Raw genomic sequence first — 25,402 nt, forward strand, 5'->3', positions numbered from 1 at the left:
GGGACAGAGGAGCGTGACCGGCCGCCGTCGAGTGCTGGTCGAGCTGGACAATCTGGAGTTGGGTGGCGCTCAGATCAACGCTGTGCAGTTGTCTGCCGGACTGACGGCAGCCGGCTACGACAGCTTGTTGGTCGGTCCTCGGCAGACGCTGCCCCCGGTAGGGCCCTCGGTGGTCGACATCGCAGCGGAGTACGGCCTGCCCATCCGGGCGTATCAGCGCGCCGAGAGCATGTCGGGACGTGCCCGTCAGATTGCCCGCTTCGCTCGCGAATGGGACGCGGACGTCGTCCACGCGTTCAGCTCATCGGAGCGGGCGGCCTACTGGGGAGCGGCGGTGCTCGGGCGGCGGGGCATCGTCCGAACCGTCTACGAAATGTCATTTGATCCTCGTAGCCACCGGCACTCCCCGCTCATCGTGGGGACAGGCTACCTGCGAGATGCACTCGAGGGTTGGCCTGGCGGTGTCCATCTCATCAGCCCACCGGTCGACACCGTGCGAGATGCTCCCGGGGTTTCGGATGCGAACACGCTGCGCCGGAGTGCAGGTGTGGCCCCTGATGCGATTGTGCTCGCGATTGTCTCTCGATTGAGCAGTGAGATGAAGGCGGTCGGCATCGAATGCACGATGCGTGCGGTAGCGCGCATCCAGGACCCTCGTGTCGTTCTCCTCGTCGCCGGTACCGGGGACGCCCAGGAGCGGCTGCGCTCGCTGGGCGAACGCATCAACGACCTGCTGGGACGCGTCGCAGTCCGATTCATGGGGCCTCTGTCGGATCCGCGTCCGGTCTATGAAGCAGCGGACATCGTGCTCGGAATGGGTGGCTCCGCGGCGCGCGGGCTCGCCTTCGGCAAGCCCGTGGTGGTCTTGGGCGAGCGGGGCTGGAGCGATGTGTTCACGCCGGAGACTGCGGGGGAGATCTTCCGCAGCAGTTTCTGGAGCCCGCTGGAGTGCACGGACGGCGAAGAGCAGCTGATTCGCCACCTCCGCGATCTCACGACGCGACCTGAACACCGTGCGCGTCTGGGGGCCTTCGGCCGGTCGTTCGCGCAAGAGCATTTCGGCTTACCCGCAATGGCGGGTCGTCTCGCCGTCGTCTATGAAGAGGCAATCCGCCGCGCCTCGCCGTGGTCGTGGGTGCGCGATCTCAATATCGAAGCCCGAATCCTCCTCGGTCGCGGCCAGCGTTCTGCCATGCGGTTGACCGGCGGCGCCTTCCGAGGGGTGCCATCGCTACGCATGGAGTGGGCGATCCCTGAGGCAACCGTGTCCGCCGGGCGGCGGCCATGAGCGTGTCGCACGACAGTGAATCAGACGTGGATGCGGGCGCTCCGGTCGGTGACCGTGCGGTGGCAGGGGTGCTGTGGCTGACCGCGCAGAAGTGGGCGATTCGTATCGCCGGCGTCGTGACGCTCGCGATTCTCACCCGCTTTCTGAGCCCCGAGGAATTCGGCCTTGTAGCCGCTGCCGCGACGTTGCTGCCCTTCTTCTACTTGCTCAGCGACCTGGGATTCGCCACCTACATCGTGCAAGCCGAGCGTGCCGACCCGCGCACGCTGAGCACCGCGTTCTGGTTCTCGCTGACCGCGGGCGTCGCGCTCGCGGGCTTGCTCTTCGTCGCCGCGCCGCTGTTCGCGGTCATGTTCGGCTCCCCGAGTGTCGCGCCCGTCATCAGGGCGCTGTCGATCGTCGTCGTGCTGACGGCGCTGTCCTCCGTGCCGATGGCGCTGCTGCGTCGTCGCATGCAGTTCCGCGCGCTGGCCGGCCAGGGCGTCGCCGCATCCCTGGTCGGACAAGCGGTCGCCGTCGGCGCTGCCCTGGGCGGTCTCGGGGTGTGGGCTCTGGTCCTGCAGACGATCAGCGCCCAACTCGTGATGACAGCCCTGGCCTGCGTGGCGGCGCGCTGGTGGCCCGCCTTTCTCTTCTCATTGCGTGAATTCCGCACCATGGCCGCCTTCGGCGGCAAGGTGCTCGGGGTCGAAGTCGTCGCGATGGTGCGGGCGACCGGCGAAGCGGCCATCGTGTCGAATGTGCTCGGGCTGACCGCCTACGGGTACCTTTCCATCGCTCAGAAGCTCGTCCAGATCGTGCAGGACTTGGCCGGGGCGGCGCTGCTTCCGGTTACGACCGTCGCCTTCGCGAAGATCCGCGACTCGTCAGAACGTCTCACTGCGGCATACGTCAAGGCACTGCGGGCGACGTACGCACTCATGTCCCCTCCGCTGGTGGTGCTCGCCGTGGGCGCATCGGCGATCGTGCCCCTTGTGTTCGGGCAGGGATGGGAGGCCAGTGTGCCAGTCGTGCAGTTCCTCGCCCTCGCGGGCACCGTCGTCGTCGGCGCCACCCTCGACCACGGTCTGTTCTACGGACTGGGCAAGCCCGGCCGATGGTTTCTCTACGCGATCCTCGTCGACGCCCTGACCATCGGCGTCACGGCGGTCGCCGTGAGCGCAGGACTCGTTGCGGTCGCCGTCGGCTTCCTGATGGTGGCCGTCGTGGCCACCGCCGCCCGCTGGTTCATCGTCGCACGAGTTCTGGGGGCGTCGCCGCTGACGCTGATCGGCTCCTTCGCCTTCCTCGCCACCTCCGTCTTGCTCTCCGGGGGCGCCGGGTGGGCGGCGATGTCGCTCAGCGCCTCGCTGCCGCCGATCGCGCAGGTGGCGCTTGCGGCCTGCGCTGTGCTCGCCGTGCACGCGGGGGTGGCCTGGCTGATGGCTCGCGCCGTGTTCGCCGATCTGCGCACCTATCTTCACCGATTCGGCTTAAGGCGCCGCGTGAGCGCAATCGCGGAACAAAGGAGTCACCATGGTTGACCTCCACATTCGTGCCGGAAAGGCTGCGCGAGTGCTGCGCACCGGCGGAGCGCACGCGCTGATCCAACGCGCCGCGCGCGCCGCCTACCGACACGTCGGTGCCGCGCATCTGGACGAGGACCTCCTCCCCGGCGACATCGCGGACTCGCTCGACCTCTCGCTCGCGGTGCCGACCGTTCGTCCGCGGCGGGGCGAGCCGCTCACGATCGGCTGGGTCACCGCTCCCCCCGCAGCAGGGTCGGGCGGGCACACGACCTTGCTTCGCATGGTGGAGGCGGTGGAGCAGGCGGGGCATCGGTGTGTGTTGTTCGTCTACGACCGCTATGGCGGTGACCTCGCGGCGCACGAACGGGTGCTGCGGGAGTGGTGGCCCAACGTCAAGGCGTCCGTCAGAGACGGCGCCGCCGAGATCACCGGTGTTGACGCCGCCGTGGCATCCTCGTGGGACACCGCGCACGTGCTGGCACGCCGGGGCGGAGCGCCGATGCGCCGTCTGTACTTTGTGCAGGACTTCGAGCCCTACTTCTACGGGCGGGGATCCTGGTACTCCCTCGCCGAGGACACGTACCGCTTCGGCTTCCGCACGATCGCCCTCGGCCACATGGTCGCCACCGCGCTGCGCGAGGAGATCGGCATCGACCCGGATGTCACCGAGTTCGGATGCGACACCTCGGTGTACCGCCCGCTGCCGGATATGCGGCGCACGGGCGTCGTGCTCTACGCGCGCCCCGATGTGGCCCGCCGCGGATTCTGGCTGGCCCGGCTAGCACTGGAGGAGTTCCACCGGACACACCCCGATGTCGAGATCCACCTCTACGGATCCGAAGCGAAGGGGCTGAGCTTCCCGGCCACGCAGCATGGAAAGCTGAGCCCGGTCGCTCTGAACGAGCTCTACAACCGCTGCGTGGCCGGGCTTGCGATGTCCTTCACGAACATCTCTCTCGTCGCCGAGGAGATGCTCGCCGCCGGAACGATCCCGGTCGTCAACGACTCGCGCAACTCCCGAGCCGACCTGCCCAACGATCAGGTGGCGTGGGCGGCACCGACACCGCTGGCGATCGCCCGCGCGCTGGGCGATGCGGTATCCCGTGCCGACAGGGACGCGCGCGCCGCGGCAGCCGCGGCATCGGTGCGGCGGTTCGGCTGGACGAAGGCGCAGACAGACGTCGCGCGCATCATCGAAGACGAGGTCTATGGACCGTTGGGAGAGACGTCATGACTCGGAACGCGGTTACCACCCCGCACGTGCTCATCATCGTGCAGAACCTGCCTGTGCCGCTGGATCGGCGAGTCTGGCTGGAATGCCAGGCGCTCGTCGCGCGCGGGTATGGTGTCAGCGTCATCTGTCCGCAGGGCCCCGGGGACCCGCTGCGACAGCGGATCGACGGCGTCGACATCTACAAGTACCGTCCCGCTCCCGAAGCGCGTGGACTCTTCGGCTACATCCGGGAGTTCGCCGTCAGTTGGACGCGAACGGCGCGCCTGTCCCTCGCTGTGCGCCGTCATGCGCGCTTCGAGATCATGCAGGCCTGCAACCCGCCCGACACCTACTGGCTCCTCGCGCTGCTGTGGCGGCCGTTCGGGGTGCGGTTCGTCTTTGATCACCACGATCTCAACCCGGAGCTGTTCCTCTCCCGTTTCGGTGACCCCACGAGCCTGCTCAAACGGTTGGAGTATGCCGGGCTGCGGTGGCTCGAGCGGCGTTCGTTCCACACCGCTGACCGCATCATCTCCACCAACGAGTCGTACAAGTCCGTCGCCATCAGCCGTGGCGGGCGGCGAGCAGGGCACGCTACGGTGGTGCGCAGCGGCCCGGACACGCAGAAAATGCGCCCGATCTACCCTGCCAAGCCCTTCCCCGCGGGGACCATCAATCTTGTCTACCTGGGGATCATGGGCCCGCAGGACGGGGTCGACCAGATTCTGGAGGTCATGTCCGAACTCGTCCACGCCCGCGGGCGCACCGACATCACCGCCACCCTCCTCGGGTTCGGCGACTGCCTCGAGGCGCTACGCGCTCAGAGCACGCGCCTGGGACTCGACGACCGGGTGACCTTCACCGGTCGGGTCGATCGCGTCGCGATCGCTGAGCATCTCAGCGCCGCCGACATCGGCCTGAGCCCCGACCTGAAGACGCCACTGAACGACGTCTCCACCATGAACAAGACCATGGAGTACATGGCATACGCCTTGCCCGCGGTCTCCTTCGATCTCGCGGAGACCCGCGTCTCCGGTGGGACGAGCGTCGTCTACGTGCCCTCCGGTGACATCACCGCCTTCGCCGACGCGATCGAGGCGCTCGCCGATGACCCCGACGCACGCGCGGCGCTGGGCGCTCGCGCCCGTGCTCGTGTGTCCGCCGAGTTGGATTGGCGGCCGCAAGCAGCGGCGTACGTCGCCGTCTTCGACGAGGTGTCGGGTTTCTCACAGCCCGGACCCGCGGTGCCGCTGAGTACCGACCTGCCGGGGGTGGACGAGCAGGGTCGTGCGTATGTCCCGCTCGATGACGCGGCGGAGTTGCACCGCTACCTGAGGCTGCGGTGCGCGCCACCGGCGGCGGACCAGGCAGATGCGAGCACGACGGCGGCTCGTGGGGACCGCCCCGTGGTGCTCGCCGCAGCTGAGCCGTTCGAGCGGCGCCCGCGGCAGTGGAGCACCCCGTGATCCGTGCGCGACTGCATCATCTGCTTGAGACGCAGGCGCACCTCACCCCGGACGCGCGGGCGGTGTCGTCCCATTCGGTGACGTGGACGTATCGGCGGACCTGGGCGGAGGCCGCCGCCGCCGCAGGCCTGCTGCTTCGCATCGGCCTGCGGCGGGGGGACCGTGTCGCGATCTACCTCGAGAAGCGGCTCGAGACGGTGGCGGCGATCTTCGCCACGTCTGCGGCGGACGGCGTGTTCGTCCCGGTGAACCACGTCCTCAAACCCGCGCAGGTCGAGCACATCCTCACCGACAGCGGCGCACGTGTCCTCGTCACCTCCGCCGCGCGGCTGGCGCAATTGGCCCAGGTGCTCGCTGGGACGACGATCGAGACGGTCGTCATCGTCGGCGAACAGCCAGCGCACGCTGCAGGAGACATCGGCGTGCATGCGTGGACCGATGCGGGCTCGTCGGCACCTGACCTGCCGACGACCTCGATCGACATCGATCCTGCCGCCATCCTCTACACCTCCGGCAGCACCGGCAGGCCGAAGGGGGTCGTGCTGAGTCACCGCAACCTGCTGGTGGGCGCGGCGAGCGTCAGCGCCTACCTCGGCAACAGCGCAGACGATGTCATCCTCAGCATCCTTCCGCTCAGCTTCGACGCCGGGTTGAGTCAGGTGACCACCGCGTTCGCTGTCGGAGCACACTGCGTGTTGATGAACTACCTGCTACCTCAGGACGTGCCGAAGCTGTGCGCCGAATACGGCGTGACGGGGGTGACTTGCGTCCCGCCGCTGTGGATCCAGCTGGTGGACGTGGCATGGCCGCAGCCTGTCGCCCGTCGCATCCGCTACTGGGCGAACACCGGCGGACGGATGCCGCAGACCACCCTGAACCGGCTGCGCGCCACGTTCAGCGACGCGGACCCCTATCTCATGTACGGACTGACCGAGGCGTTCCGATCGACCTACCTCGAACCTTCCGAGGTCGATCGCCGGCCGGATTCGATCGGCAAGGCGATCCCGGCCGCCGAGATCCTGGTGCTGCGGCCCGACGGTTCGTCTTGCGAGCCGGGCGAGCCGGGGGAGCTGGTACATCGGGGCGCGCTGGTGGCGCTCGGCTACTGGAACGACACCGAGCGCACCGCGGAGCGGTTCCGCCTCTTCGCGCATCCCGATCAGGACTGGCGTGCGCCCGAACGTGCGGTGTGGTCGGGCGACACCGTCGTCGCCGATGACGACGGGTATCTCTACTTCGTCGGAAGGGTTGACGACATGATCAAGACCTCGGGATACCGTGTGAGTCCGACCGAGTTGGAGGAAGCCGCCTACAGTACCGGGCTGGTGCGCGACGTCGTCGCGATCGGTGTCGCGGACGAAGCCCTCGGTCAGCGCATCGTCTTGGTGGTCACGCCCGCGGGTGACGCGCTGGCCGGCGACGGGCTCACGGGAGCGCTGCGCAGCAGGGTGCCGGCCTACATGATGCCCTCCAGAGTCGTCGTGCAGGATGACCTGCCGCGCTCTCCCAACGGCAAGTTTGACCGCGCCTTCATAAAGGCGGAGGTCTCGCGATGACTCCGCACGAGCACGTCGCCGCGTTCGGCACCGTCGCGGGTGAGCTGCGCGTCGGTGGCATGCCGCTCAGCCGCCTCGCAGCGCGCGTCGGAGCGACACCGTTCTTCGCCTACGATCGACGGCTGCTGGACGAGAGGGTGGCAGAACTGCGCGGTGCGCTGGGGGAGGGCATCGAGGTCAGTTACGCCATGAAGGCAAACCCCATGCCCGCGGTGGTCCACCATCTGAGCACCAGGGTGGACCGCATCGACGTGGCATCGGCGGGCGAGATGCACGTTGCGTTAGATACCGGCATCCCCGCTTCGCGGGTGAGCTTCGCGGGGCCGGGCAAGACGGCCGCGGAGATCGCACAGGCCGTTGCCGCCGGTGTGATCGTCGAAGTGGAGTCGACCACGGAGATATCCCGTGTCATCGCGGCGGGCGAGTCCCTCGGTCTCACGCCTACGGTGGCCATCCGGGTGAATCCGGATTTCGCCGTCAAGGGGTCCGGAATGCGCATGGGTGGGGGGTCGCAGCAGTTCGGCATCGACGCCGAGGTGGTCCCCGACGTCCTCAGTGAGTTCGCCGGTGCACTCGACGTCGCCGGGTTCCACATCTTCGCGGGATCGCAGAACCTCCACGCCGAGATCATTGCGGAGGCACAGACACGCACCGTGGAGCTGGCCAGCACCCTCGCGGACGCGCTGCCCGGGCAGCTGCGCTACCTGAATCTCGGCGGCGGCTTCGGTATCCCCTATACCGAGAAGGATCGCCCGCTGGATCTGCTGGCGGTGGCGGGGCATCTGCAGAGCCTGACACGGGGACCGATCGCTGCGCGGTTCCCGGGTCTGCGACCAGTCATCGAGCTGGGCCGGTTCATCGTCGGCGAGTGCGGCGTGTACGTCACCCGGGTCGTCGACCGCAAGGTGTCGCGCGGCAAGACATATCTCGTCGTCGACGGCGGCATGCACCATCAGCTCGCGGCGTCCGGCAACTTCGGGCAGGCGATCCGACGCAATTATCCGCTAGCGGTGGGTAATCGTGTGGCGGGGGCTGCGACGGACCCGGTGAGCGTTGTCGGTTGCCTCTGCACGCCGCTGGATCTGCTCGGCGACGCGGTGCGGCTCCCGCCCGCGCAGATCGACGACATGATCGTGATTTTCCAGGCAGGCGCGTACGGCCTGACCGCAAGTCCCACGGCGTTCCTGGGGCATCCTGCCCCCGCCGAAGTCCTCGTCTGAAAGGGAGGCATCATGCCTAACACCATCGACTCTGTCCGCGAAGTACTCATCGACGCGCTCGAGCTTCAGCAGTCGCCAGCCGACCTTGCCGTGCACACGGAACTGTTCGGTTCGCTGCCGGAGCTGGACTCGTTCGGCGTGGTGGCGCTCGTCGGGGCGCTGGAGGAACGCTTCGACATCACGATCGAGGACGACGAGTTCGGCGCCGAGCTGTTCGAGACGCTGGGATCGTTGAGCGCGTTCATCGAGGGGAAGCTGGGCGGATCCGTCCTCACCAGTTGAGCAGCGCGAGCTCGCTGTACAGGTAGTCGACGCTCTCAGGAGGGAATCCGTCGCCGCGAACCATCTTCGGACGAGGCTCGGCCAGTTCCTTCCCCCAGCCGCGCGCGAAGGGCAGCATCCGCCGCTCGGCGAGGAGGAAGGGCAAGCCATACCGCAGCAGCAGATGCGAGCGAATGGCGTCGAAGCCGGCTTCCAGGGTCGCAGGGTCGCCGCCGATGTAGAGGGGTGATGCGAACAGCGGGAGTCGCTTGCGTCGGTCCACCCGGAACACCAGGTACGCATACTCACCGCCGCGCCGGACGAGCAGATGCCGCGCCGCTGCGGTCTGCTTGTGGTCTCGGTAGATCGCTACGTCGGGTCCGCGTAGTGTCCGCTTGAGGTCCGCGGAGTCGTCGGAGATGATAATCCCCAACGGAGTGGGCCGCGGGACATTCACCACTAGCCGCGTCGAGGTGTCCAGCCGTCGGAACCCCAGTCGCTCGTTCATCGCGACGACGTTGCCGCTGGGGGACAGGTCGGTGAAGACGAAGGAGCGCTGTGATAGGAGGGATCGCAGCAGGCGCAAGGCGTGCGTGCGGTGCGGCTCCAGGACGCAGAACGCGGCCAGGTTGCACAGCGCCACCTCAGTTCCGCCGACCTCCCGCTTCGAGTAGACCGCGGCGTAGACGCCCACCAGGCGCCCATCGACCAACAGCATCCTTCCGTGATCCGGCCCGGCCGATCGCCAGGGCGGCTGCAGCATCGCCAGCCACGCATCGCGGGGCACACGGGCGTTCAGGTTCTCGTGCAGGAACTGGGCGACATCCCCGGCGTCCTCGTCCTGGATCGGTCGCACCACCACGGTCGCGAACCGCCCTGCGTCAGGTGCTGTCACGCCGCGTTCCCTGATCGTCGGGAAGCCGAATCCGTCTGGAGCGCTGCTCCAGCGCGACGATCGCAGCCAGGGTCGCTCCAAGCCCCACCGCCGCGGTCATGCCCAGTGAGCGGATGCGGCTACCGGTGACATGGAAGACCGGGGGCGTCTCGGGCGCAACCTTGAGCGTGATGTCGTTGACCGGGTCCACGTTCTGTTCTCGCTGCATAAGGTCGAGTTCCTCGCGGGCGCGGTCGATCACGGCCAGCTGCTTTGCCCTCACCTCATCCGCCGAGTCGCCCATCACGTCCAGCAGGAGGAACTGGTCGGCGAAGCTGGGCGCCCACTGCCCGCCGGAGTCCGGCAGGCGGAGCCAGACTCCGTCCGTGGTGCCCGGGATGCCCACCAACGTGGTTTCTGTCGAGGCGAACTTCTGAACTTTGTCGGGGCCGTTCACGCGTTTGGCCACCAGACCGGCCGTGATGATGAGGTCTTCGGAACGCGTCTGCAGGGAGTTGGGAAACAGCTCGCTCGACGGCGCGAGGAACACCAGCGACGTCCGGGACCAATACGCGCCTTCGGCTCCGAGGACCCCCAGCATCGCGCCCGCGGTGCAGAGCGCACCGATGACCACGGCCGGCCACCGGCTCAGGAACACACGGAACAGCTGCGCCAGCGCCATCATCCCCCCGACGATCGCAGAACCCCTCGTCCAACCCTAACGGCCGACGCTGAGCAGTGGAAGGAAAATGCTCTCGACCGGGGAGTTGCCGGGTTCTCTAGGTCTGTGAGCATCGGCATTGTATGGTGATGGCGGGGACAGGATCGGCGGGGGGGCTGAATGGTGTTCTCTGGGATTATTGGCGCGCTCCGGCGCCGTTGGTATGTTGCGCTGCTCGGTCTTATCGTCACCGCAGGCATGGCAGCGGGTGCCATGGTGCTGTTCCCGCCGACCTATACGGCGCGGGGGCTGGTGCTACTGATTCCGCCGGTCGACGAAGAGGTCGCCGGCGGCAGTAATCCGTTCCTGGCGCTGGGTGGACTGGACCTGCCGGCGCGGGTCCTCGTGGCTTCGTACTCGAGTAATGCCGCCCAGGAAGAGATCGCTCAACGCGCGCCCGGTGCGGTTGTCACCGTCTCGATAGAAGAGTCGACACGCGGCCCGGTGATCGCCATCGATGTGATCGACGCGAGTGCCGAGGGGGCGCTGGACACGCTGGCCTACGTCGCCGGGTCAATTCCGGCCACGTTGACTCGGCTGCAGCAGGAAGTGGGCGCTCCCGCGGACGCCACGGCGACGTCGATTCCGCTCGCCATGGACACCGAAGCCGAAACCGATCGCGCCGACTCCATCAGAATCGTCATCCTGGCGGCCGGTGCGGGACTGGCGCTCACTGTGCTGCTGGTCTTGCTGACCGACCGGGGGCGTGTGTCTTCGAAGCGACGTCGTCGCCGGTCGGGGAGGGATGCCGACTCACCGGATCCGACCGCCACGGATGCGCCGATCCTGAGCGGATCGAGCGCGCCATTGCCGGACACGGATGAGTCGGACGTGGTGAAATCCGTCCCCGCCGACCCCCGGCCCGCTGTACTGGCACGGTCAAGCCGCTGGGACGAGGGAGACGGCGGTGGCTGAGCGGTCCCACGGATCGCCCTGTCGCTCATGACGACGGCGAGGGGCGCGCGCGGCGATGTCGTCGCGGTGCCGCAGGACCTTCGAGCGACCCGGGGCGATGGAACCGGCGTGAGCCGCCACGAGACCGGTGACGCCGTCACCTGGCTGACGCTGTACCTGCTCGTGCTTTACGCGGTGCCGTCCCGTCTGGTCGTCGGCCCGCTGGGAAGCGCAGGAGCGCCGTCCATGCTGCTCGGAATCCTCAGTCTGGGGCTGTGGGTTTCGATGCTGGTCACGACCGCACGCCCCGGAACCTTTGCCGTGGCCTCCCCGACGAAGTGGGCCGTCGCGGTGTTCGTAGCCTGCGTAGGCGTCTCGTACGCGCTGACCATGTCGCAGCCGGTGAGCGCAGACGAGGTCAGCCCGGCGGATGTCGCCCTGCTCGCCCTGGCGTCCTGGGTGGGCACGATGCTGCTCACCTGCGATGGCGTGCGGTCTCGTCGGCGCCTGGACGCACTGGTGTGGCGGTTCGCCGTCGCTGGCGGCCTCCTCGCCCTCGTCGGGCTTGCCCAGTTCTTGTCGGGACGGGCGCTGGTCGACCTCATCTCGGTTCCGGGGCTCACGTCCGTCGCAGACGCAGCGCTTTTCAGCCGGAACGGGCTAGTGCGCCCCTCCGGTACCGCGATCCATCCGATCGAGTACGGCGCGCTCCTGACGGTGATCCTGCCCCTGGCGCTACATGTGGCGCTGCGTCGTACCGACCTGAACAGGTGGGTGCGGTGGGCCCCGGCGCTTGCGATCCTTGCCGCGGTCGCCGTCTCGTCGTCCCGTTCCGCCTACCTCGGAGCGATTATCGGCGTGGTGATCTCAGCAGTGGCATGGGGTCCGAAGGCACGGAAGGTGGCGGCCATCGTGCTCGGCGCGGGGCTCCTGCTCGTCGCGATCGCCATCCCGCGGCTGTTGAACTCGATCGTCGGCCTGTTCGCGGGCGCGGATGAGGATCCGAGCATCGCATCACGTACCGACAGCTTCGGCTTCGCCTGGCACTTCATCGTCGACAGTCCCGTGTTCGGGCGGGGGTTGGGGACCTTCCTACCCAAGTACCGAATCTTCGATAACCAGTATCTGGGGATGCTCGTCACTCTCGGCATCGCCGGCACGGCGGCCTTCGTCGCGATCGGCGTCGTGGCGATCTCACAACTATTGCGCGTGCGACGGACTGCGAGGGACGCGGACACCGCGCCACTCGCGGTGTCGCTGGTCGGGGCGGTCGCAGCCGGCTTCGCCAGCCTGGCGTTCTTCGACGCCTTCGCCTTCCCGATGACGATGGGAACGATCTTCCTCGTCCTGGGTATGGCCGGGGCGCTGGCACGACTGACAGCAACGGCGGAAAGGAAGTGGTGACGGTGACGCAGCAGAGCCACGGCCGCGGAGCGGGTGTGCGAGAACCCGTCTCGGTCGATGTCGCGGCGGTCGTGGTCACGTACAACAGCGCCGGGCACGTCCTGGAACTGCTCGACAGCATCCCCGCCGCGATGGCGGACCTCAGCTATTCGGTGGTGGTCGTCGACAACGGCTCCACGGATAAGACGCTCGCCCTCCTCTCCGACCGGGTGGATTGCACAGTCGTGCGATCCACGAACACCGGCTATGCGGCGGGTATGAATCTAGCCGTGCGGGAGTCGCCTGACGCCGATGCCGTGCTAATCCTCAACCCCGATGCGGCCCTCGACCCGGACTCGGTGCCGCGCATGAAAGACGTGCTGGCGCGACCGGAGGTCGCGGTCGTTGCTCCTCGCGTCCGCGAGGCGGACGGTTCGCTGTCTCCGACGCTGCGGCGCCGGCCCAGCTTTCTTCGCGTCGGCGGGCTGAGCTTCACCGGCCTGCCCGCATTCACCGAGCGCATTGAGGACCCTCGGATGTACGAGCACGAGCATGACGTGGACTGGGCGGTCGGTGCCATCCTGCTGGTGGACCGTGAGCGCTATCTCGCGCTCGGCGGGATGGACGAGTCGTACTTCCTGTACTCCGAGGAGACGGACCTCAGTCTGCGGGCCAGGGACGCCGGCTGGAGCACGGTCTACACGCCCGCGGCCGGCGCGATGCACGTGGGCGGAGGGTCAGGGGAGAGTTCGACCACGCACACGATGAAGATCTTGAATCGGGTGCGCCTGTACCGTCGCCGATCCGGGCCGGTGCGTGCGCACCTCTACTTCTTCGCCACCGTCCTGATCGAGGTGCGTCGTGCCGTTCTCGGGCACGAGAAGTCGTGGGCGACGATCAAGGCGCTCGTGCGGCCGTCCGCGCGGCCCCCCATGCTCGGTGCCTCCGCCAGCCTGGTCCCGCGGTAACCGGCGACGTCGAGGGGTGACGATGATACGAGTGCTGCTGATCGCACCCGCCTGCGATGGTGAGGATGTCGGCGAGTCCTGGCTGGCGTTCCAATGGGCTAGGGAGCTCGCCGAACGCTCAGATGTGACGGTGCTCACGAGCTACAAGGCAGGGCACACGCCGGTGTCGGTCCAGTTGCCCGGGGTGCGGGTCATCGAGTGGGCGGAGCCCCCGTTCGTCGGCCGCTTCGAACGACTCAACAGCCTGATGCAGCCGGGATACGTGCCCTTCTACGCCCGCGCCCGGCGCTGGATTCGCGCCATGCTCGCAGCGGGTGAGCACTTCGATGTCGCGCACCAGGTCGTTCCGGTGGCGATGAGATACCCATCGCCCGCTGCGGGACTGGGCATTCCGATGATCATCGGACCGGTCGGGGGGAGTCTGGGGTCGCCGGCCTCGTTCGCACCCGAAGAGGGAGCCACCCCCTGGTATCAACGGCTGCGGGGCCTCGACGGCCTGCGTATGCGCCACGATCCACTGCTGCGACGGACGTACGAGTCTGCCGATCTTGTGATCGCCATCGCACCCTACGTGGCGGATTTCCTCGATCGCCTCGCGATCAAGCGACTGGCGTTTATGAGCGAAACGGCTGTCCACGACGTTCAGGCGCCAATTGACCGGGTCGGGCGCCCCGGACCGGTGCGGCTTCTGCACGTCGGACGCACGGTGCGCACGAAAGGGCTCAGGGACGTGATCCGCGCGATGGGCTTGCTCGGCGATCTGGACGTGGTGCTGGACGTAGTCGGCGATGGGAACGACAGGGCGGCCTGTGAGGCCCTGGCCGGCGAACTTGGGCTGGGCGAGCGCGTCGCCTTCCACGGGGCGCTCCCTCGCGCGGCGGTCGACGCCTTCTATGAGCGCGCGGACATCTTCGTGTTCCCGAGCTACCGGGAACCTGGGGGGAACGTCGCGCTCGAGGCGATGGCGTTCTCACTCCCCGTGATCGTGTGCGACCGTGGCGGACCTGCCGCCAACGTGAACGACACGTGTGCCGTCGTGCTCCCTGCCGCGTCGCCACAGCAACTGGCGGTCGACGTCGCCGGCGCGGTGCGTGCTCTCGTGACGGATCCCGACCGACGGCACCGTATGGGCGCCGCCGCTCGGGATCATGTCGTGGCCACCCACGTCTGGCCGCGACGATTCGACCGCATGCTCGGGTTCTACGGAGAAGTCAGCGACCGCCCTCCGTCGAGCAGCTGAGAGGCCGGATCGGGACGGGCTGACCCGAGCCGTCGAGTCGGGCGACATCGGCCTGCCAGACCGATACCACCGAGCACTTCACATCGATGGGGGCGTAGCCCCATGACCCGTCCAGCACGTGCAGGTTCCTCACCGTCGCGGGCATCCCATTGCGGAACGGATAACCGCCGCCGCTGACCAGCAGACCGTCGACGTCGAGCGACGTGTTGCCCTGACTGTGCGGGTAGAAGAACGCGGCGGTGCCGTAGCAGCCGTTGATCTCCTCCATGAACACCGCGGAGTTGCGGATAATGAGGTGGCCGCCGTAGTACCCCTGGATGCCGTCGCCGTGCCAGTCGTTGCAGATGTCCGGAGAGGTCACGCGGATGAAGGAGTCCTCCACGGTCACGCCCTCACACCCGTAGTCGTCACCCGCGACACGCAGGCCCTCGGCAGCGCCGTCGACGAGGACATTGCGCACCGTGTAGCCGCCCGGTCCGATGAGGAACAGGTCCTGGTCGGACGTCTGGCCCTGCGTCGTGAACGTCGAGTCCTCGATCACCAGGCCGTTGCGACAGATGTTGCGATAGTCGTTCACGACGTTCGTGTTGATCGCCTCGACCCGTCGCAGGGTGACGTTGGGGGCATCGACGTAGATCGTGCCATTGGTCACGCGGAGGTCCTCCACGACGGCTCCCGCCGTGCGGACCCAGAAGTCGCCCGAGACCTCGCGTGCCGGCTGCCAGCCATCGGGGAGGCCGGCGGAATCGGCGGTGGGGAAGCTGCCTCCGGGTGTCGGCGTCGGGGTGGGTGTCGGCGTCGGGGTGGGTGTCGGCGTCGGGGTGGGTGTCGGCGTCGGCGTGGGCTCTGCGGTCGGTGTCGGAGTGGGTGTGGGTGTGGGTGTGGGTGTCGGGCTGGGCGTGACCGTTGGACGGGGCGTGGGGCTGGGGGCAGGTGTCGGTGTCGGTGTCGGTGTCGGTGTCGGAGGCTGTTCCGAGCCGCCGGCCGCGGGGACATAGACGATGTCGACGAGATAGTTCGAGCCCTCGTACGTGTCGGTGGGTACTTCGCTCGTGTCGCCATAGCGGTAGACGCCGGCACCGGCGCGCAGAGCGAAGCCGTTCTGTTGGCGCGCACTGTCCAGATCCTCCTCGATCACCGGGTAGCGGCCGCGGGGGGCGTTGTAGGAGACCGTGTACTGACTCCCCGCCGTGAGTTCGACGGGCGCATCCAACTCGATGGTGCGCCATCCCACCTCTGCCGACTCCTCGAAGGACACCCGGGCGAGCACGCTGCCGTCCGATCCCCAGAGCGTGGCAGTCGTCACGGCGCCGGAGCCCACGCCCTGGTAATACTGCAGCGCGGTGACGCTCCCAGAGGTGCCAGGGCGGAACCGCACGCCGAGTTCCACCTGACTGCGGTCGATGTCCGCGGCGGTTTCCGGCTTGAGGTCGTCGGCGAAGATGCCGGTCGTGGCAGCTTCGGGGACAGCGACCGCGGGCGCGGCGATGAGTCCAGCTGCCACGAGGGCCAGGAGCGCAGTGGCCACGAGCGCGGGGCGAAGCGGTGGGCGGCGAAGGAGAGGGCGAGTCAGAGCGTTTCGAGTCATTGTCATTCCGGGATCGATGAGTACTCGGTACTTGGAGTATCACCCCGGGAGTACCCCGCTCTTATCGGAATGAGAGAAGACTCACATACTGGGTGGGGGTGGTTGCATCGCCCGATCGGGTGCCGCAGCCGAGCGATTCACGGGATCGATGGGGAGATCATGACTGATGCTGAGGTCGTTGGTCGGCGCTGGGTACTGGGCGCACTCGCGCTCTATGCGGGGCTCGTCGGACTCGTCCTGCTCCTACCGGTTTCCTACGGCGCCGTCGTGAACGCACTCGCGGATGCCCTGAGGTCTTTGTTCGGGCTCGACGCGTTCGGTTCGGGGTGGATCGAGTTCACCGCGAACATCGTCATGTTCATTCCCCTGGGGTTCTTGTTCACCCTTCTTGTCCGCCGTCATTGGCTGGGTGTCGTCGTCGCCCTCGCCGCCTCGGTGGCTGCTGAGCTCGCGCAGCTTCTCATCCCCTCACGCGAGCCGAGTCTGCGTGACGTCCTTGCGAACACTGTCGGCGCAGGGTTGGGGGCGGTGCTGGCGTGGATGCTGGTGCTGCGCCGCCGGCGCGCGTGCCGCAGGGCCGGATCGGTGAACGGGTCTAGCGGAGTCGCTTGACCCCGCTGGCAATCACGTTGCGCGCTTCCGGAAGTCCTGGCCGCCCGGCGGCGACGCTGAGCACGGACGCGGCGGTGTCTTCGGCCGTCACGCTGTAGCGCGCACGCAACCAGCCGTGTTCGCGGGCGGGAAACCGGTCGCTCGTATAGACGGCGCGGTACCCGGCCGCCTTCAAGCGAACCAGGAGCGTGCGGTCATACCGTCCTAACGGCAGGGCCGCCTCGGTGATCACGGTGCCGCTGGCCTCTTCAAGTGCCAGGCGCGCGTCCACCAATTCCCGCTGCGCGTCCGTGGAGCTCAACCCTCGCCACGACACATGGTCCCAGCCATGGCTTCCGATCGTCATCCCCGCCCCGCGGAGTTCTCTCAGGTCGCTCGCCCTCAGACTCGCCGGCTCGTCGAGACGGCCGGCGAGTGCGAAGAAAGTGGCGGACAAGCCTCGTTCGTGTAGCGCGGGAAGTGCGATCTCAGCATCTGAGCGGTTGCCGTCATCGAAACTCAGCCCGACGGCCGGGTGTTCCACGAGTACGTCGAGAACCTCGAGGAACACCTTCTCCGTCATCCAGTACCGCGCCTCGCCGGGCTCACGTTCCCGGATGCACCGGCCGATGCCGTGAAAGCAGATGTGTGTCCTCATGTCGCCCCGGGGAGCGCGCCAGGATCAGGCACCCGGGTGCTGCGGTCCTGCGCCCAGCCGTCACCGCGCGGTGCGCGTCGGGCCATCAGCGAGGCCAGCAGTGTGATCGCGCAGTAGACGAGCCCGGCCGGGAACAGGCGCGGTTCTGCGGCGACCACGTCGCGCAGCCAGGACCACTTGTCTGATCGTCGTACGCCCGCATGAACGTCGCCTTCCACGGCCCCGGCAGCGCGCATCTGCGCGTTCCCACGGCGGACGCGGATGAGCCGCCGTACGAGGCTGCGAGTGTCCCGGGGGGCTTCGATCACGACCTCGACGTCGTGCGCCTCGACGCGTTCCTCGTCGGTGAACTGGGCATCGACGTACAAGTCGTCCGCGATCATCGCCGGGAACGCGCCGAAGCGGCCACGCCCTTCCTGTGACAGCAGGATGAGCCCCCGGCCGAACAGCCCCCTGCGGAACACCGGAAGCCGGCCGTTGATGGCGTAGTATGCCTTGACGAGCGGCCCGGACGCGGACGTGTTCACGCGGCGCCGGGGAACGACGGCGAGTGGCTTTTGTGGCCCCCCGAGGTGACCCAGGAGGTGGGTCGCCGCCTCGGGCGGCAGCACGATGTCGGCGTCGAGATACATGCGGGCCGACCCCGTCGCGATCGCATCGGCCGCATTCAGCGCGCCGGCCTTGCCCGGCTCGAGGCGGTCCACCACAACGACTCCCCGAGCAGCGGCGACGTCGGCGGTTCGGTCCGTGCAGCCGTTCGCGCTCACGATGACCTGTGCATCCCTCGTGCCCGGCTGGTCCAGGAGCGCATCGAGGGTTGGTCCGAGGACGCTCTCCTCGTTGTGTGCTGCGATGATGACGCTCAACATGCTGTGACGCACCTTTCTATCCGTGCCTGTGAAGCGGTCATGGTTCCCGCACCACCGACGGCGACCACGCATGCTCGATGAACACGTCCGGGTCGGTTGATCCGTCCGCCGCGAGTGCCCACACATCGGTGTCGCCGGGAACACCTTCCCGCGGCATCCCGTACAGGATGGTCTGGTCGTCAAGCCATTCGATCTGATCGTCGATGCTGCGCGGCTCCGGCAGCAGTGAGATCGACCCCGAAGCGATGTCATAGACCGCCGGCGTCCAATGCGTGGTCGGACCTGACCCCGACGTCACCCGTTTGAAGGCGATGCGCGCTCCATCGGGGGAGAGTGAGGGACATTCCACGTTCTCGGCGAGCGCGGTGAGCGTGCGCGTAATCATGTCGCCGGAGACCAGGTATGTCGTTCCGGTGGCGGACATACCGACAGTCGCATAGAAGGTGGTGTCGTCGGCGAACGTGACGCCCCAGAAATTCCGGTCCACGGGTGCGGCAGGCACGCCGCCGACGACGAGCGTCCACTCCTCGAGGTTGCCCAGGCTCTCGCCGCCGACAGTGCGAATGACCGTCTCGGTGGAGAACCCGATCGTGGCGTACGAGTGGCCTGTGATGAACGACGTGGTGGCGATAAGAGAGCCGTCACCCGAGAGGCGAGTACGGCTCGGGATGCCGGGAAGAGGCCACTCCTTTCGCACGGCGCCGTCATTCGTGTGCACCGCGCCGGTATAGGTCGGTGCGATCCCTCGCACGGTGCGCAGACAAGCGAACTCCTCCGGCGTCGCATCCACCCGATCGCAGACGGTGTCGGTGACTGCCCGGGCACCCGACGGGTCGGCGAGGGGGACGCTGGCGACGTGGCCGTAGCCCTGACCTGCCGCGGTGTTGCGGAAGACGATTCGGTTTTCTCGTGCCCAATCCGCCGTGGTGGTCTCCGCCGCGCTCGGTGCGCTTTGCCGAGCCTCGTACTGCGCCCAGGCAACGGCGCCGACGGCTGTTGTCGCGCCCAGCGCCACGATGGACACCCCGGCGATGATGCCCCATTTGATGCGGGCGTTCATGCGGATTCCCCGGCAGGCGTGGAGAGGAATGGCCAGAGCAGAACGGCCACCACTGCGATCGCCACGGCGAGCAGGGCGGCGACGACGAACATCGACTGCTCGCGGCCGATCGCATACCACAGCAGTCCGAAGGCGGCGGCGGAGGCGAAACGTGAAACGGCGACGACGGTCTGCGCGGCGGCGATGCCGGTGCCGCGCGTTTCGGGTGTGGTCAGTTGTGCGGCGAGCGCGGCGAGCACACCGTCGGTAGCGGCGTAGAAGAGGCCGAGGAACACCAGGCACAGCACCGTCGCGAGAATGTCCTCGACCGCGATGGCGGCGACCACGTACGCGGCGAGCAGCCCGAGATGCCCGAACACGAACACGCGGGCGCGGCCGACTCGGTCGGCCAGGCGGCCGAGCGGGATCGCGAACGCGAGGAACGCGACGTTCGTCCCTGCATAAAGGAGTGGGAACCACTGGGCGGCGAACTCGCTGCGCGCCTGCAGCACGAGGTAGACGAAGCCGTCACCGATCGTCATGAGACCGAGGATGCCAGCGGCGGCGAGAAGCCGACGCATCGGCCCCTGCCAGATCACGCCCCATTCGAAACGCTTCTTCGGGACTGCAGCCGTCGCGTCCTTCCCACTGCGTGGTCGCGTGCGCACATTCGGCACGACAAGGCCGAGCACAACGACGCCGATCACGGCAAACGCAAGCGACGCCACGAACACGATGTGGAAGCCGTCGGGCACCACCAGCAGGATCAGGAAGGCGATGACCGGGCCGAGCGCTGCCCCGATGTTGTCGAGCATTCGATGCACACCGAACGAGTGGCCGAGGTGCTCGGGTTCGCTGGCAGCGGTGATGAGCGCGTCGCGAGGCGCGGTGCGGATCCCCTTGCCGATGCGGTCGGCCGTAACGACGGCGGTCAGTGCGGCGAACCCTGAGGCGAAGAGCAGGCCGACCCGGGCGAGCGCCGCGAGGGCATACCCGGTGAACGCGACCCATTTGGGCTGATCGAGGCGGTCGGATGCGTGACCGCCGGCGATCCGGACGAACGCGCTGACGCCCTGATACATGCCGTCGAGCACCCCGAAGGCGATCATCGACAGTCCAAGGAACCCCGTTATATAGAGGGGGAGAATCGCCGAGACAGACTCGGATGAGATGTCCGTCAGGAGCGACACGATTCCGAGCGTGATCACCGTCGACGACACGGTGTGAACTCCCCTGCGTCGACTCCGCCCACCGGGGCGTGCATCGGTGCCCTTGTCGGCGACGGGTGCGTTGCTAAACGAGAGGTACACGACTTCACTCCGTCCGCAGAACCGCGTAGACGGTGTAAACGGTTCCCGTCCCGGACGCCCCCGCAAAGGCGAGGGAGACGGACGAATACGCGTCGCTGAAGCCAGCGTCCCCACCGCCGCTCACGCCCGGAGCGAGACCGAGACCGGACCACAGCACGCGGTAGTGCGTGAGGACGGCATCGGCTGGTGCGTTGGTGCGCGCCGTCAACGTGGTCTGCATGACCGTCCCGTCCTGCGCCAGTGAGCTGTCGATGACATCGGTGTCCGGCGGGAGGCCGACAACCTCGACCGGAAAGCCCGCGACCAGCTCGTTGCGGGCGAATCCGCTCGCCGGTAGCGGTGGTGAGATCAGGGGGACCGGTGGCGTGAGCTGTGGCAGCCGATCAGTCGGCGCCTGCCCGGAGTCGGGTGGGAGCACCTCGCTGCCGGCAGCGGGCGTCGCGTTCGCGACCGGGCCTGGTGTCGGTGCAGCGCTCACTTGCGGTGTCGGAGTCGTCGGCGGCGCGAGCGTTGCCGACAGCAGCCACCCGGCTGCACCGAGGCCGGAGGCAACCATCACCCCGACGGCCGCCAGCGTCCATCGCATCGTGGGCGTGAGAGCCCGGTGCCCTTCGTCCCGCGCATAGGCGCGTGATCGTGTCCCCATGCACGTATCCCCAGATTCGCAGGATGCCGGCCTAACCGGCATCCGCCCCCATGAACTGCCACACCTCCCAGGTGCGACGGCTTCGCTGACTCCACTCGTCCCACCCGTCGACGGGCATAGGCCCGCCCCAGCGGCGAGTCGGCGTGCCCGTCCGGCCTCTGGGTAGCCGGGCGGGCACGCCGGGGGAGTGACGGCTCATGCTCTCTGGGGGAGGAGTGCGGCGCCGTTGCCGTCGCGCGATTGAGCGAGCCCCTGCGCGATCCTGCGGTTGCAACCGACTTGGCTCGAGCATGAGCCGCCACATCTTTCTGCGTCGCAACGGCGGTGCCGCTGCGACGCCGGACAGCCCGGTGGCCCGGGCGCCCGCAGTTTCGACATCCAACGGCGCCATCTCAGTACGCCCCCTTCGGGCGGACCATCACGGCCGCGGTACGAAGGATGATCGCCAGGTCGGTCGCCAGCGACCAGTTCTCCACATAGTGCAGGTCCAGACGCACGCTCTGCTCCCACGTCAGGTCGCTGCGTCCGCTCACCTGCCACAGGCCCGTGATCCCCGGCTGCACGTACAACCGGCGGAAGACGGTGCCGTCGTAACCCCGCACCTCTGTGGGCAGCGGCGGCCGGGGGCCGACGACGCTCATCTCGCCTTTGAGGACGTTCCAGAACTGCGGAAGCTCATCGAGCGAGAAGCGGCGCAGGAACCCACCCACGCGAGTCACACGAGGGTCGTCCTTCATCTTGAACAGCGGGCCGGCGCCTTGGTTGAGTGCCTCCAACTGCGCGCGCTCCGCCTCGGCCGTCACAGACATCGTGCGGAACTTCAGAATGTCGAATTCCCTGCCGTCGCGCCCGATCCGTCGCTGGTGGAAGAACACGCCCCCCGGAGTGTCCATCCTGATCAGCAGCGCGATGAGCGGCGTGATCACAGCGATCGGAACGAGCGCGACGAGTGCGACAACCACATCGAGGGCACGCTTGGCGCGCATGCTCGAGTGGTCGAATCGGGGCAGGCTGATGTGGGTGAGCGCGAGGCCGTTCGTGCGTTCGAACGCGATCCGCGAGCGGGACACATCCGTCAGTCGCGTCGCCAGGATCAGATCGGTCGCCGCTCCCTCCAGGCTCCAACTGAGCCGGCGCACGAAATCCGGGTTATCGGTTCCCGCAGCGACGATCACGGTGTCCGCGCACAGGTCACGTGCGATCCGCGCGGCCTGACCCGGTGCCCCCAGCACCGGGTACATCGTGTGATCGACGGTCAGCTCGGTGACACCCTCGTCCGCCAACGCCGTCCCCACAACGTTGTGACCGAGCCGACCGTCGAGTCGGAGAGAGCGGATCGTGTGCTCGATGCCGGCACGATCGCCCACGATGAGAGCGCGGGGAGCAAGGGCGATGCCCTGCCGCCCGTGCGTGCGCCACACCTCACGCAGCAGCCTCGCCGTCACGAGGGCGCCGATTCCTACCGGCAGCGTGACCAGGACATGCTCCGGCAGAAGCGGCCACCGCGCGACGCCCGCCGTGATCGCGAGCGCAGCGAAACCGATGGCGGCTGCGTGCAGCACCGGCAGCAGCTCCAGGCGTCGGCCGGCGCCGTGCCGGTGTGCCGTGGCCCGCAGTGCGAAGAGGGCTGCGATCCACACGGTCGCCAGCACGAAGCATCCAGCCAGGAGTTGCAGTCGTGCAGATCCCGCGCCGATCCCCGAAGTGGTCGCCCACTGGGTGGCAGCTGTGGCGGCCGATGCGGCCACGATGACAGCCGCATCCACCGAGCCCGTCCACATGCGTCGACGACGCAGCCGACCCAGACGCTGCTCCAGCAGCGGCGGGACACGGGGCGCTCCGACGCTCGTCTCGCCATCGAGAGGCAGCGTCGCGCTGCTCATCGCGGTGCCCTGCGCTCGTGCCGTACCGGTTCAGATATCCCCAGTGCGCGACGGCGCGCGCTCGCGTAAAACCGTCTCCCCATGACCGTTTCCCCAGTGTCCCCAAGGCGGGTCGAAACCCGCATCCCCAAGCACGAGCCGAAACCCGCACTTCCCCAAATAGGTGCCGTTCTGTCACGGACCGATTCCCAATCGGACCGAAGCGGGATGCCGACCCCTCGGCGTCCCGCGGCCCCCTCTCGGTGGCCGGCGTGGCATGAGTATGGCACACGCCACCGGGGATGGGAAGCGTCAGTTCGTCGCGCCCCGACGATGCCCGAAAACACGTTGTGCCGTGCGCCTCTCAAGCGCACGGCACAACGCCCCCCACGGTGCACAGTGTCCCCAAATGCCCCCTGGATCGACAGGCATTCATCGGCCTGGGACTCCCCAAATGCCTCAGGCCCTGCCTGTCGGCGGCCATATTACACAGGTGGAGGTGGTCCTCCAATAGGGGGACACCCCCCGCATCCGGGACCACGGATGCGGGGTTCGCGAGCGCCCGCGCGTGGCCCGCGCCGCGCAGGCGTGCGTAGCGCGCGCACGGTACACGTGCCAGACTCGCGCGCGCGATGGAGAATTCGCGGCCCCCGCATCGGCTAACATGGGCGCGCCTGCGCGTAAATCTCAGCTGCTCCCCAAGCGGCGTTCGGGCATGCTCCGTCCCCAACGGATCGCTCGAGAGTGCGCGGGCAAAGGGACCCTCTCGAGTAAATCAGTCCCCAAATGGCTGACTCGAGAGGGTCCCGCTTTAATTCCCCGCCGCGCCATTTACGGACACGCCGCATTTACCGCCATAATCAACTGTCATGGGGGTTAATATCGCGCTTTCGAGACCTGGGTGATGGCGCATGGGCGCGGCCGCTCGGCCGCCGCTTCGTCAGTGACCCACCTCGCCCCGTCGCAGACGTCGGCGAGCGGTCTCGTGTACCCCCAGGTGGAGGCCCCGCGGATGCGCCATGCCGCAGGCACCAGGGCCCGAACCTGGGTTCGCCGTCTGACGGCTTCGAGATCCACGAGGATCGCGCTGGGCCTGGTGGCCGTGCTCGCCTACTCCAGCTCCGGCGTACCGCTGCCGTCGTTCGCTGCGGCCGAGGGGGATGGCCCCGCGGCGCTGACCGTGACGCAGGGGTACAACGGTCCCGTCGGCGGATCGCTGGTGAGCCTGTCGTCGCCCGAGCGGTCAGCGGATGCCGAGCACGCGGTGCTGTTCGTGCACGGCTGGCTGAGCACCTCGCTGCCCACCGCCGACGGCGCCCAGCCCAGCGTCGCTCAGTCGCCATTCGCCCGCCCGCTCGCCGGCGATGCCGAGGCCGAACCAGCGCTCGGTGAGACCGACGACGCCACCCGCTCGCTGCAGGGTCGCATCGAGGCGCTGCCCGGCACGACGCTGTACGCGTTCGACTACTCGCAGACCGCCGCGGAATGGGTCGGCGGCAGCGCCGTCGTGGAGGGTCTGGCCGCCGCGATCCGTCAACTGGCCATGGACACCAACGCCCCGGTCGACGTCATCGGCCACTCGATGGGCGGCCTCGCGCTGCGCTATGCCATCGCGGCTTACCCCGACCTGGTGGATCTGATAGGCCAGGTGGTGACGGTGGGCACTCCCACGCTCGGCTCCGACGCCGCGGCGCTGCTCGATGTGATCTCGCTCGCGACCGGAACCGCCATAGGCGCGGGATCCGCCGCGCGTGCGTTGATCGTTCCCACGCTGGTGGACCTGTGCAATCGCGACCTCGCGCGCGATGCGAAAGACGGCTGCGGTCTGCCGACCTGGCTGCGCACCTCGATCGCGAACGCCGGCGACGCCGGACGCGCGCTGCATGCCGGCTCGGAGCAGCTGGCGAATCTACCCGACTGGCCCGACGCGCTGCGTGTGCACGCGATCGCCGGTGACGCGCGACTGCGGGTGGGGGACCGGGTGATGTCATTCGGCGACGGACTGGTCTCGCGCGAGTCAGCTGTTGCCGAAGCGGATTCGGTTTTCGTCGTGCGTTGCGAAGAGCGCGTCGCCGCCGGAGCGGCGGGCCTCGGGCAGGTGCTCGGCGGCCACGTGTCGATGCCGCTCGGTGGCGACGGGTGCGCGCACGACGAACTGTTCGGCAATCACGACGTTGTGGACAACGTTCTCGACGTGCTCGGCGGGGAGCCCCCGCCGCGCCGAAACCCGCGTTTCCCGTAGCGGGG

Annotated in this window: 22 protein-coding genes; 13 read left to right on the forward strand and 9 right to left on the reverse strand. The window is 68.1% G+C overall.

The genetic code is table 11. The features are described from left to right. Positions 1-13: 13 nt before the first annotated feature. Genes QNO11_RS02515 through QNO11_RS02545 form a run of 7 tightly spaced genes read left to right on the forward strand, consistent with a single transcriptional unit; the run spans position 14 to position 8,533 of the window. Positions 14-1,288 (forward strand): glycosyltransferase family 4 protein, encoded by a 1,275-nt coding sequence (locus tag QNO11_RS02515; protein WP_257509151.1) that lies wholly within the window; start codon positions 14-16, stop codon positions 1,286-1,288. Then, on the forward strand, positions 1,285-2,811 hold the full coding sequence (locus tag QNO11_RS02520; protein WP_257509152.1) for a lipopolysaccharide biosynthesis protein: 1,527 nt from the start codon (positions 1,285-1,287) through the stop codon (positions 2,809-2,811). The genes QNO11_RS02515 and QNO11_RS02520 overlap by 4 nt, the downstream gene beginning before the upstream one ends. Beyond that, positions 2,804-4,030, forward strand: coding sequence for a rhamnosyltransferase WsaF family glycosyltransferase (locus QNO11_RS02525; protein ID WP_257509153.1), 1,227 nt, complete (start codon positions 2,804-2,806; stop codon positions 4,028-4,030). Before QNO11_RS02520 ends, QNO11_RS02525 begins: the two co-directional genes overlap by 8 nt. Next, the gene (locus QNO11_RS02530; protein ID WP_257509154.1) at positions 4,027-5,475 is read left to right on the forward strand and encodes a glycosyltransferase family 4 protein; all 1,449 of its coding nucleotides are present in this window, start codon (positions 4,027-4,029) and stop codon (positions 5,473-5,475) included. Before QNO11_RS02525 ends, QNO11_RS02530 begins: the two co-directional genes overlap by 4 nt. Further along, positions 5,472-7,031: an acyl-CoA ligase (AMP-forming), exosortase A system-associated gene (locus QNO11_RS02535; RefSeq protein WP_257509155.1), complete on the forward strand. Its 1,560-nt coding sequence runs from the start codon at positions 5,472-5,474 to the stop codon at positions 7,029-7,031. The genes QNO11_RS02530 and QNO11_RS02535 overlap by 4 nt, the downstream gene beginning before the upstream one ends. Further along, positions 7,028-8,251 carry a pyridoxal-dependent decarboxylase, exosortase A system-associated gene (locus QNO11_RS02540; RefSeq protein ID WP_257509156.1) on the forward strand — a complete coding sequence of 408 codons (1,224 nt, stop codon included), beginning with the start codon at positions 7,028-7,030 and terminating at the stop codon, positions 8,249-8,251. Before QNO11_RS02535 ends, QNO11_RS02540 begins: the two co-directional genes overlap by 4 nt. Positions 8,252-8,263: 12 nt before the next feature. Next, positions 8,264-8,533, forward strand: coding sequence for an acyl carrier protein (locus QNO11_RS02545; protein ID WP_257509157.1), 270 nt, complete (start codon positions 8,264-8,266; stop codon positions 8,531-8,533). On the opposite strand, the gene QNO11_RS02550 is transcribed toward QNO11_RS02545, so the two are convergent. After that, positions 8,523-9,407, reverse strand: coding sequence for a hypothetical protein (locus QNO11_RS02550; RefSeq protein WP_257509158.1), 885 nt, complete (start codon positions 9,405-9,407; stop codon positions 8,523-8,525). The two genes, QNO11_RS02545 and QNO11_RS02550, sit on opposite strands and share 11 nt — an antisense overlap. Then, complete coding sequence (locus QNO11_RS02555) at positions 9,394-10,071, reverse strand: hypothetical protein (protein ID WP_257509159.1); 678 nt, start codon at positions 10,069-10,071, stop codon at positions 9,394-9,396. The genes QNO11_RS02550 and QNO11_RS02555 overlap by 14 nt, the downstream gene beginning before the upstream one ends. A gap of 156 nt (positions 10,072-10,227) precedes the next feature. On the opposite strand from QNO11_RS02555, the gene QNO11_RS02560 reads away from it, so the two are divergent. The 4 genes from QNO11_RS02560 to QNO11_RS02575 all read left to right on the forward strand — a co-directional run bounded on the left by QNO11_RS02560 (position 10,228) and on the right by QNO11_RS02575 (position 14,592). After that, a complete protein-coding gene (locus tag QNO11_RS02560; RefSeq protein ID WP_257509160.1) occupies positions 10,228-11,022 on the forward strand; it encodes a YveK family protein in 795 nt (264 codons plus the stop codon). A 108-nt stretch (positions 11,023-11,130) separates the two neighbouring features. Beyond that, positions 11,131-12,405: an O-antigen ligase family protein gene (locus QNO11_RS02565; protein WP_257509161.1), complete on the forward strand. Its 1,275-nt coding sequence runs from the start codon at positions 11,131-11,133 to the stop codon at positions 12,403-12,405. Positions 12,406-12,407: 2 nt separating this feature from the next. Continuing rightward, complete coding sequence (locus tag QNO11_RS02570) at positions 12,408-13,352, forward strand: glycosyltransferase family 2 protein (RefSeq protein ID WP_257509162.1); 945 nt, start codon at positions 12,408-12,410, stop codon at positions 13,350-13,352. Between the two features lie 22 nt (positions 13,353-13,374). Then, positions 13,375-14,592 carry a glycosyltransferase family 4 protein gene (locus QNO11_RS02575; protein WP_257509163.1) on the forward strand — a complete coding sequence of 406 codons (1,218 nt, stop codon included), beginning with the start codon at positions 13,375-13,377 and terminating at the stop codon, positions 14,590-14,592. On the opposite strand, the gene QNO11_RS02580 is transcribed toward QNO11_RS02575, so the two are convergent. Continuing rightward, on the reverse strand, positions 14,564-16,120 hold the full coding sequence (locus QNO11_RS02580) for a DUF4082 domain-containing protein (protein ID WP_257509164.1): 1,557 nt from the start codon (positions 16,118-16,120) through the stop codon (positions 14,564-14,566). The two genes, QNO11_RS02575 and QNO11_RS02580, sit on opposite strands and share 29 nt — an antisense overlap. A 219-nt stretch (positions 16,121-16,339) precedes the next feature. Here QNO11_RS02580 and QNO11_RS02585 point away from each other — a divergent pair, with 219 nt between their 5' ends. Further along, on the forward strand, positions 16,340-16,792 hold the full coding sequence (locus QNO11_RS02585; RefSeq protein ID WP_257509165.1) for a VanZ family protein: 453 nt from the start codon (positions 16,340-16,342) through the stop codon (positions 16,790-16,792). On the opposite strand, the gene QNO11_RS02590 is transcribed toward QNO11_RS02585, so the two are convergent. From QNO11_RS02590 to QNO11_RS02615, 6 genes are all read right to left on the reverse strand, one after another. Beyond that, the gene (locus tag QNO11_RS02590; RefSeq protein ID WP_285169654.1) at positions 16,776-17,429 is read right to left on the reverse strand and encodes a polysaccharide deacetylase family protein; all 654 of its coding nucleotides are present in this window, start codon (positions 17,427-17,429) and stop codon (positions 16,776-16,778) included. The genes QNO11_RS02585 and QNO11_RS02590 overlap by 17 nt on opposite strands. After that, the gene (locus QNO11_RS02595) at positions 17,426-18,310 is read right to left on the reverse strand and encodes a glycosyltransferase (RefSeq protein WP_257509167.1); all 885 of its coding nucleotides are present in this window, start codon (positions 18,308-18,310) and stop codon (positions 17,426-17,428) included. Before QNO11_RS02595 ends, QNO11_RS02590 begins: the two co-directional genes overlap by 4 nt. A 25-nt stretch (positions 18,311-18,335) precedes the next feature. Next, positions 18,336-19,358 (reverse strand): hypothetical protein, encoded by a 1,023-nt coding sequence (locus QNO11_RS02600; RefSeq protein WP_257509168.1) that lies wholly within the window; start codon positions 19,356-19,358, stop codon positions 18,336-18,338. Then, on the reverse strand, positions 19,355-20,647 hold the full coding sequence (locus tag QNO11_RS02605; protein WP_374113819.1) for an MFS transporter: 1,293 nt from the start codon (positions 20,645-20,647) through the stop codon (positions 19,355-19,357). Before QNO11_RS02605 ends, QNO11_RS02600 begins: the two co-directional genes overlap by 4 nt. 4 nt (positions 20,648-20,651) lie before the next feature. Further along, a complete protein-coding gene (locus tag QNO11_RS02610; RefSeq protein WP_257509170.1) occupies positions 20,652-21,293 on the reverse strand; it encodes a hypothetical protein in 642 nt (213 codons plus the stop codon). A 392-nt stretch (positions 21,294-21,685) separates the two neighbouring features. Next, positions 21,686-23,176, reverse strand: coding sequence for a sugar transferase (locus tag QNO11_RS02615; RefSeq protein WP_257509171.1), 1,491 nt, complete (start codon positions 23,174-23,176; stop codon positions 21,686-21,688). Between the two features lie 922 nt (positions 23,177-24,098). Between QNO11_RS02615 and QNO11_RS02620 the strand changes: the two genes are divergently transcribed. Next, a complete protein-coding gene (locus QNO11_RS02620) occupies positions 24,099-25,397 on the forward strand; it encodes an esterase/lipase family protein (protein ID WP_257509172.1) in 1,299 nt (432 codons plus the stop codon). Positions 25,398-25,402 lie beyond the last annotated feature (5 nt).

Origin of the sequence: Microbacterium sp. zg-B96, from assembly GCF_030246865.1 — a bacterium.
GTDB lineage: Bacteria > Actinomycetota > Actinomycetes > Actinomycetales > Microbacteriaceae > Microbacterium.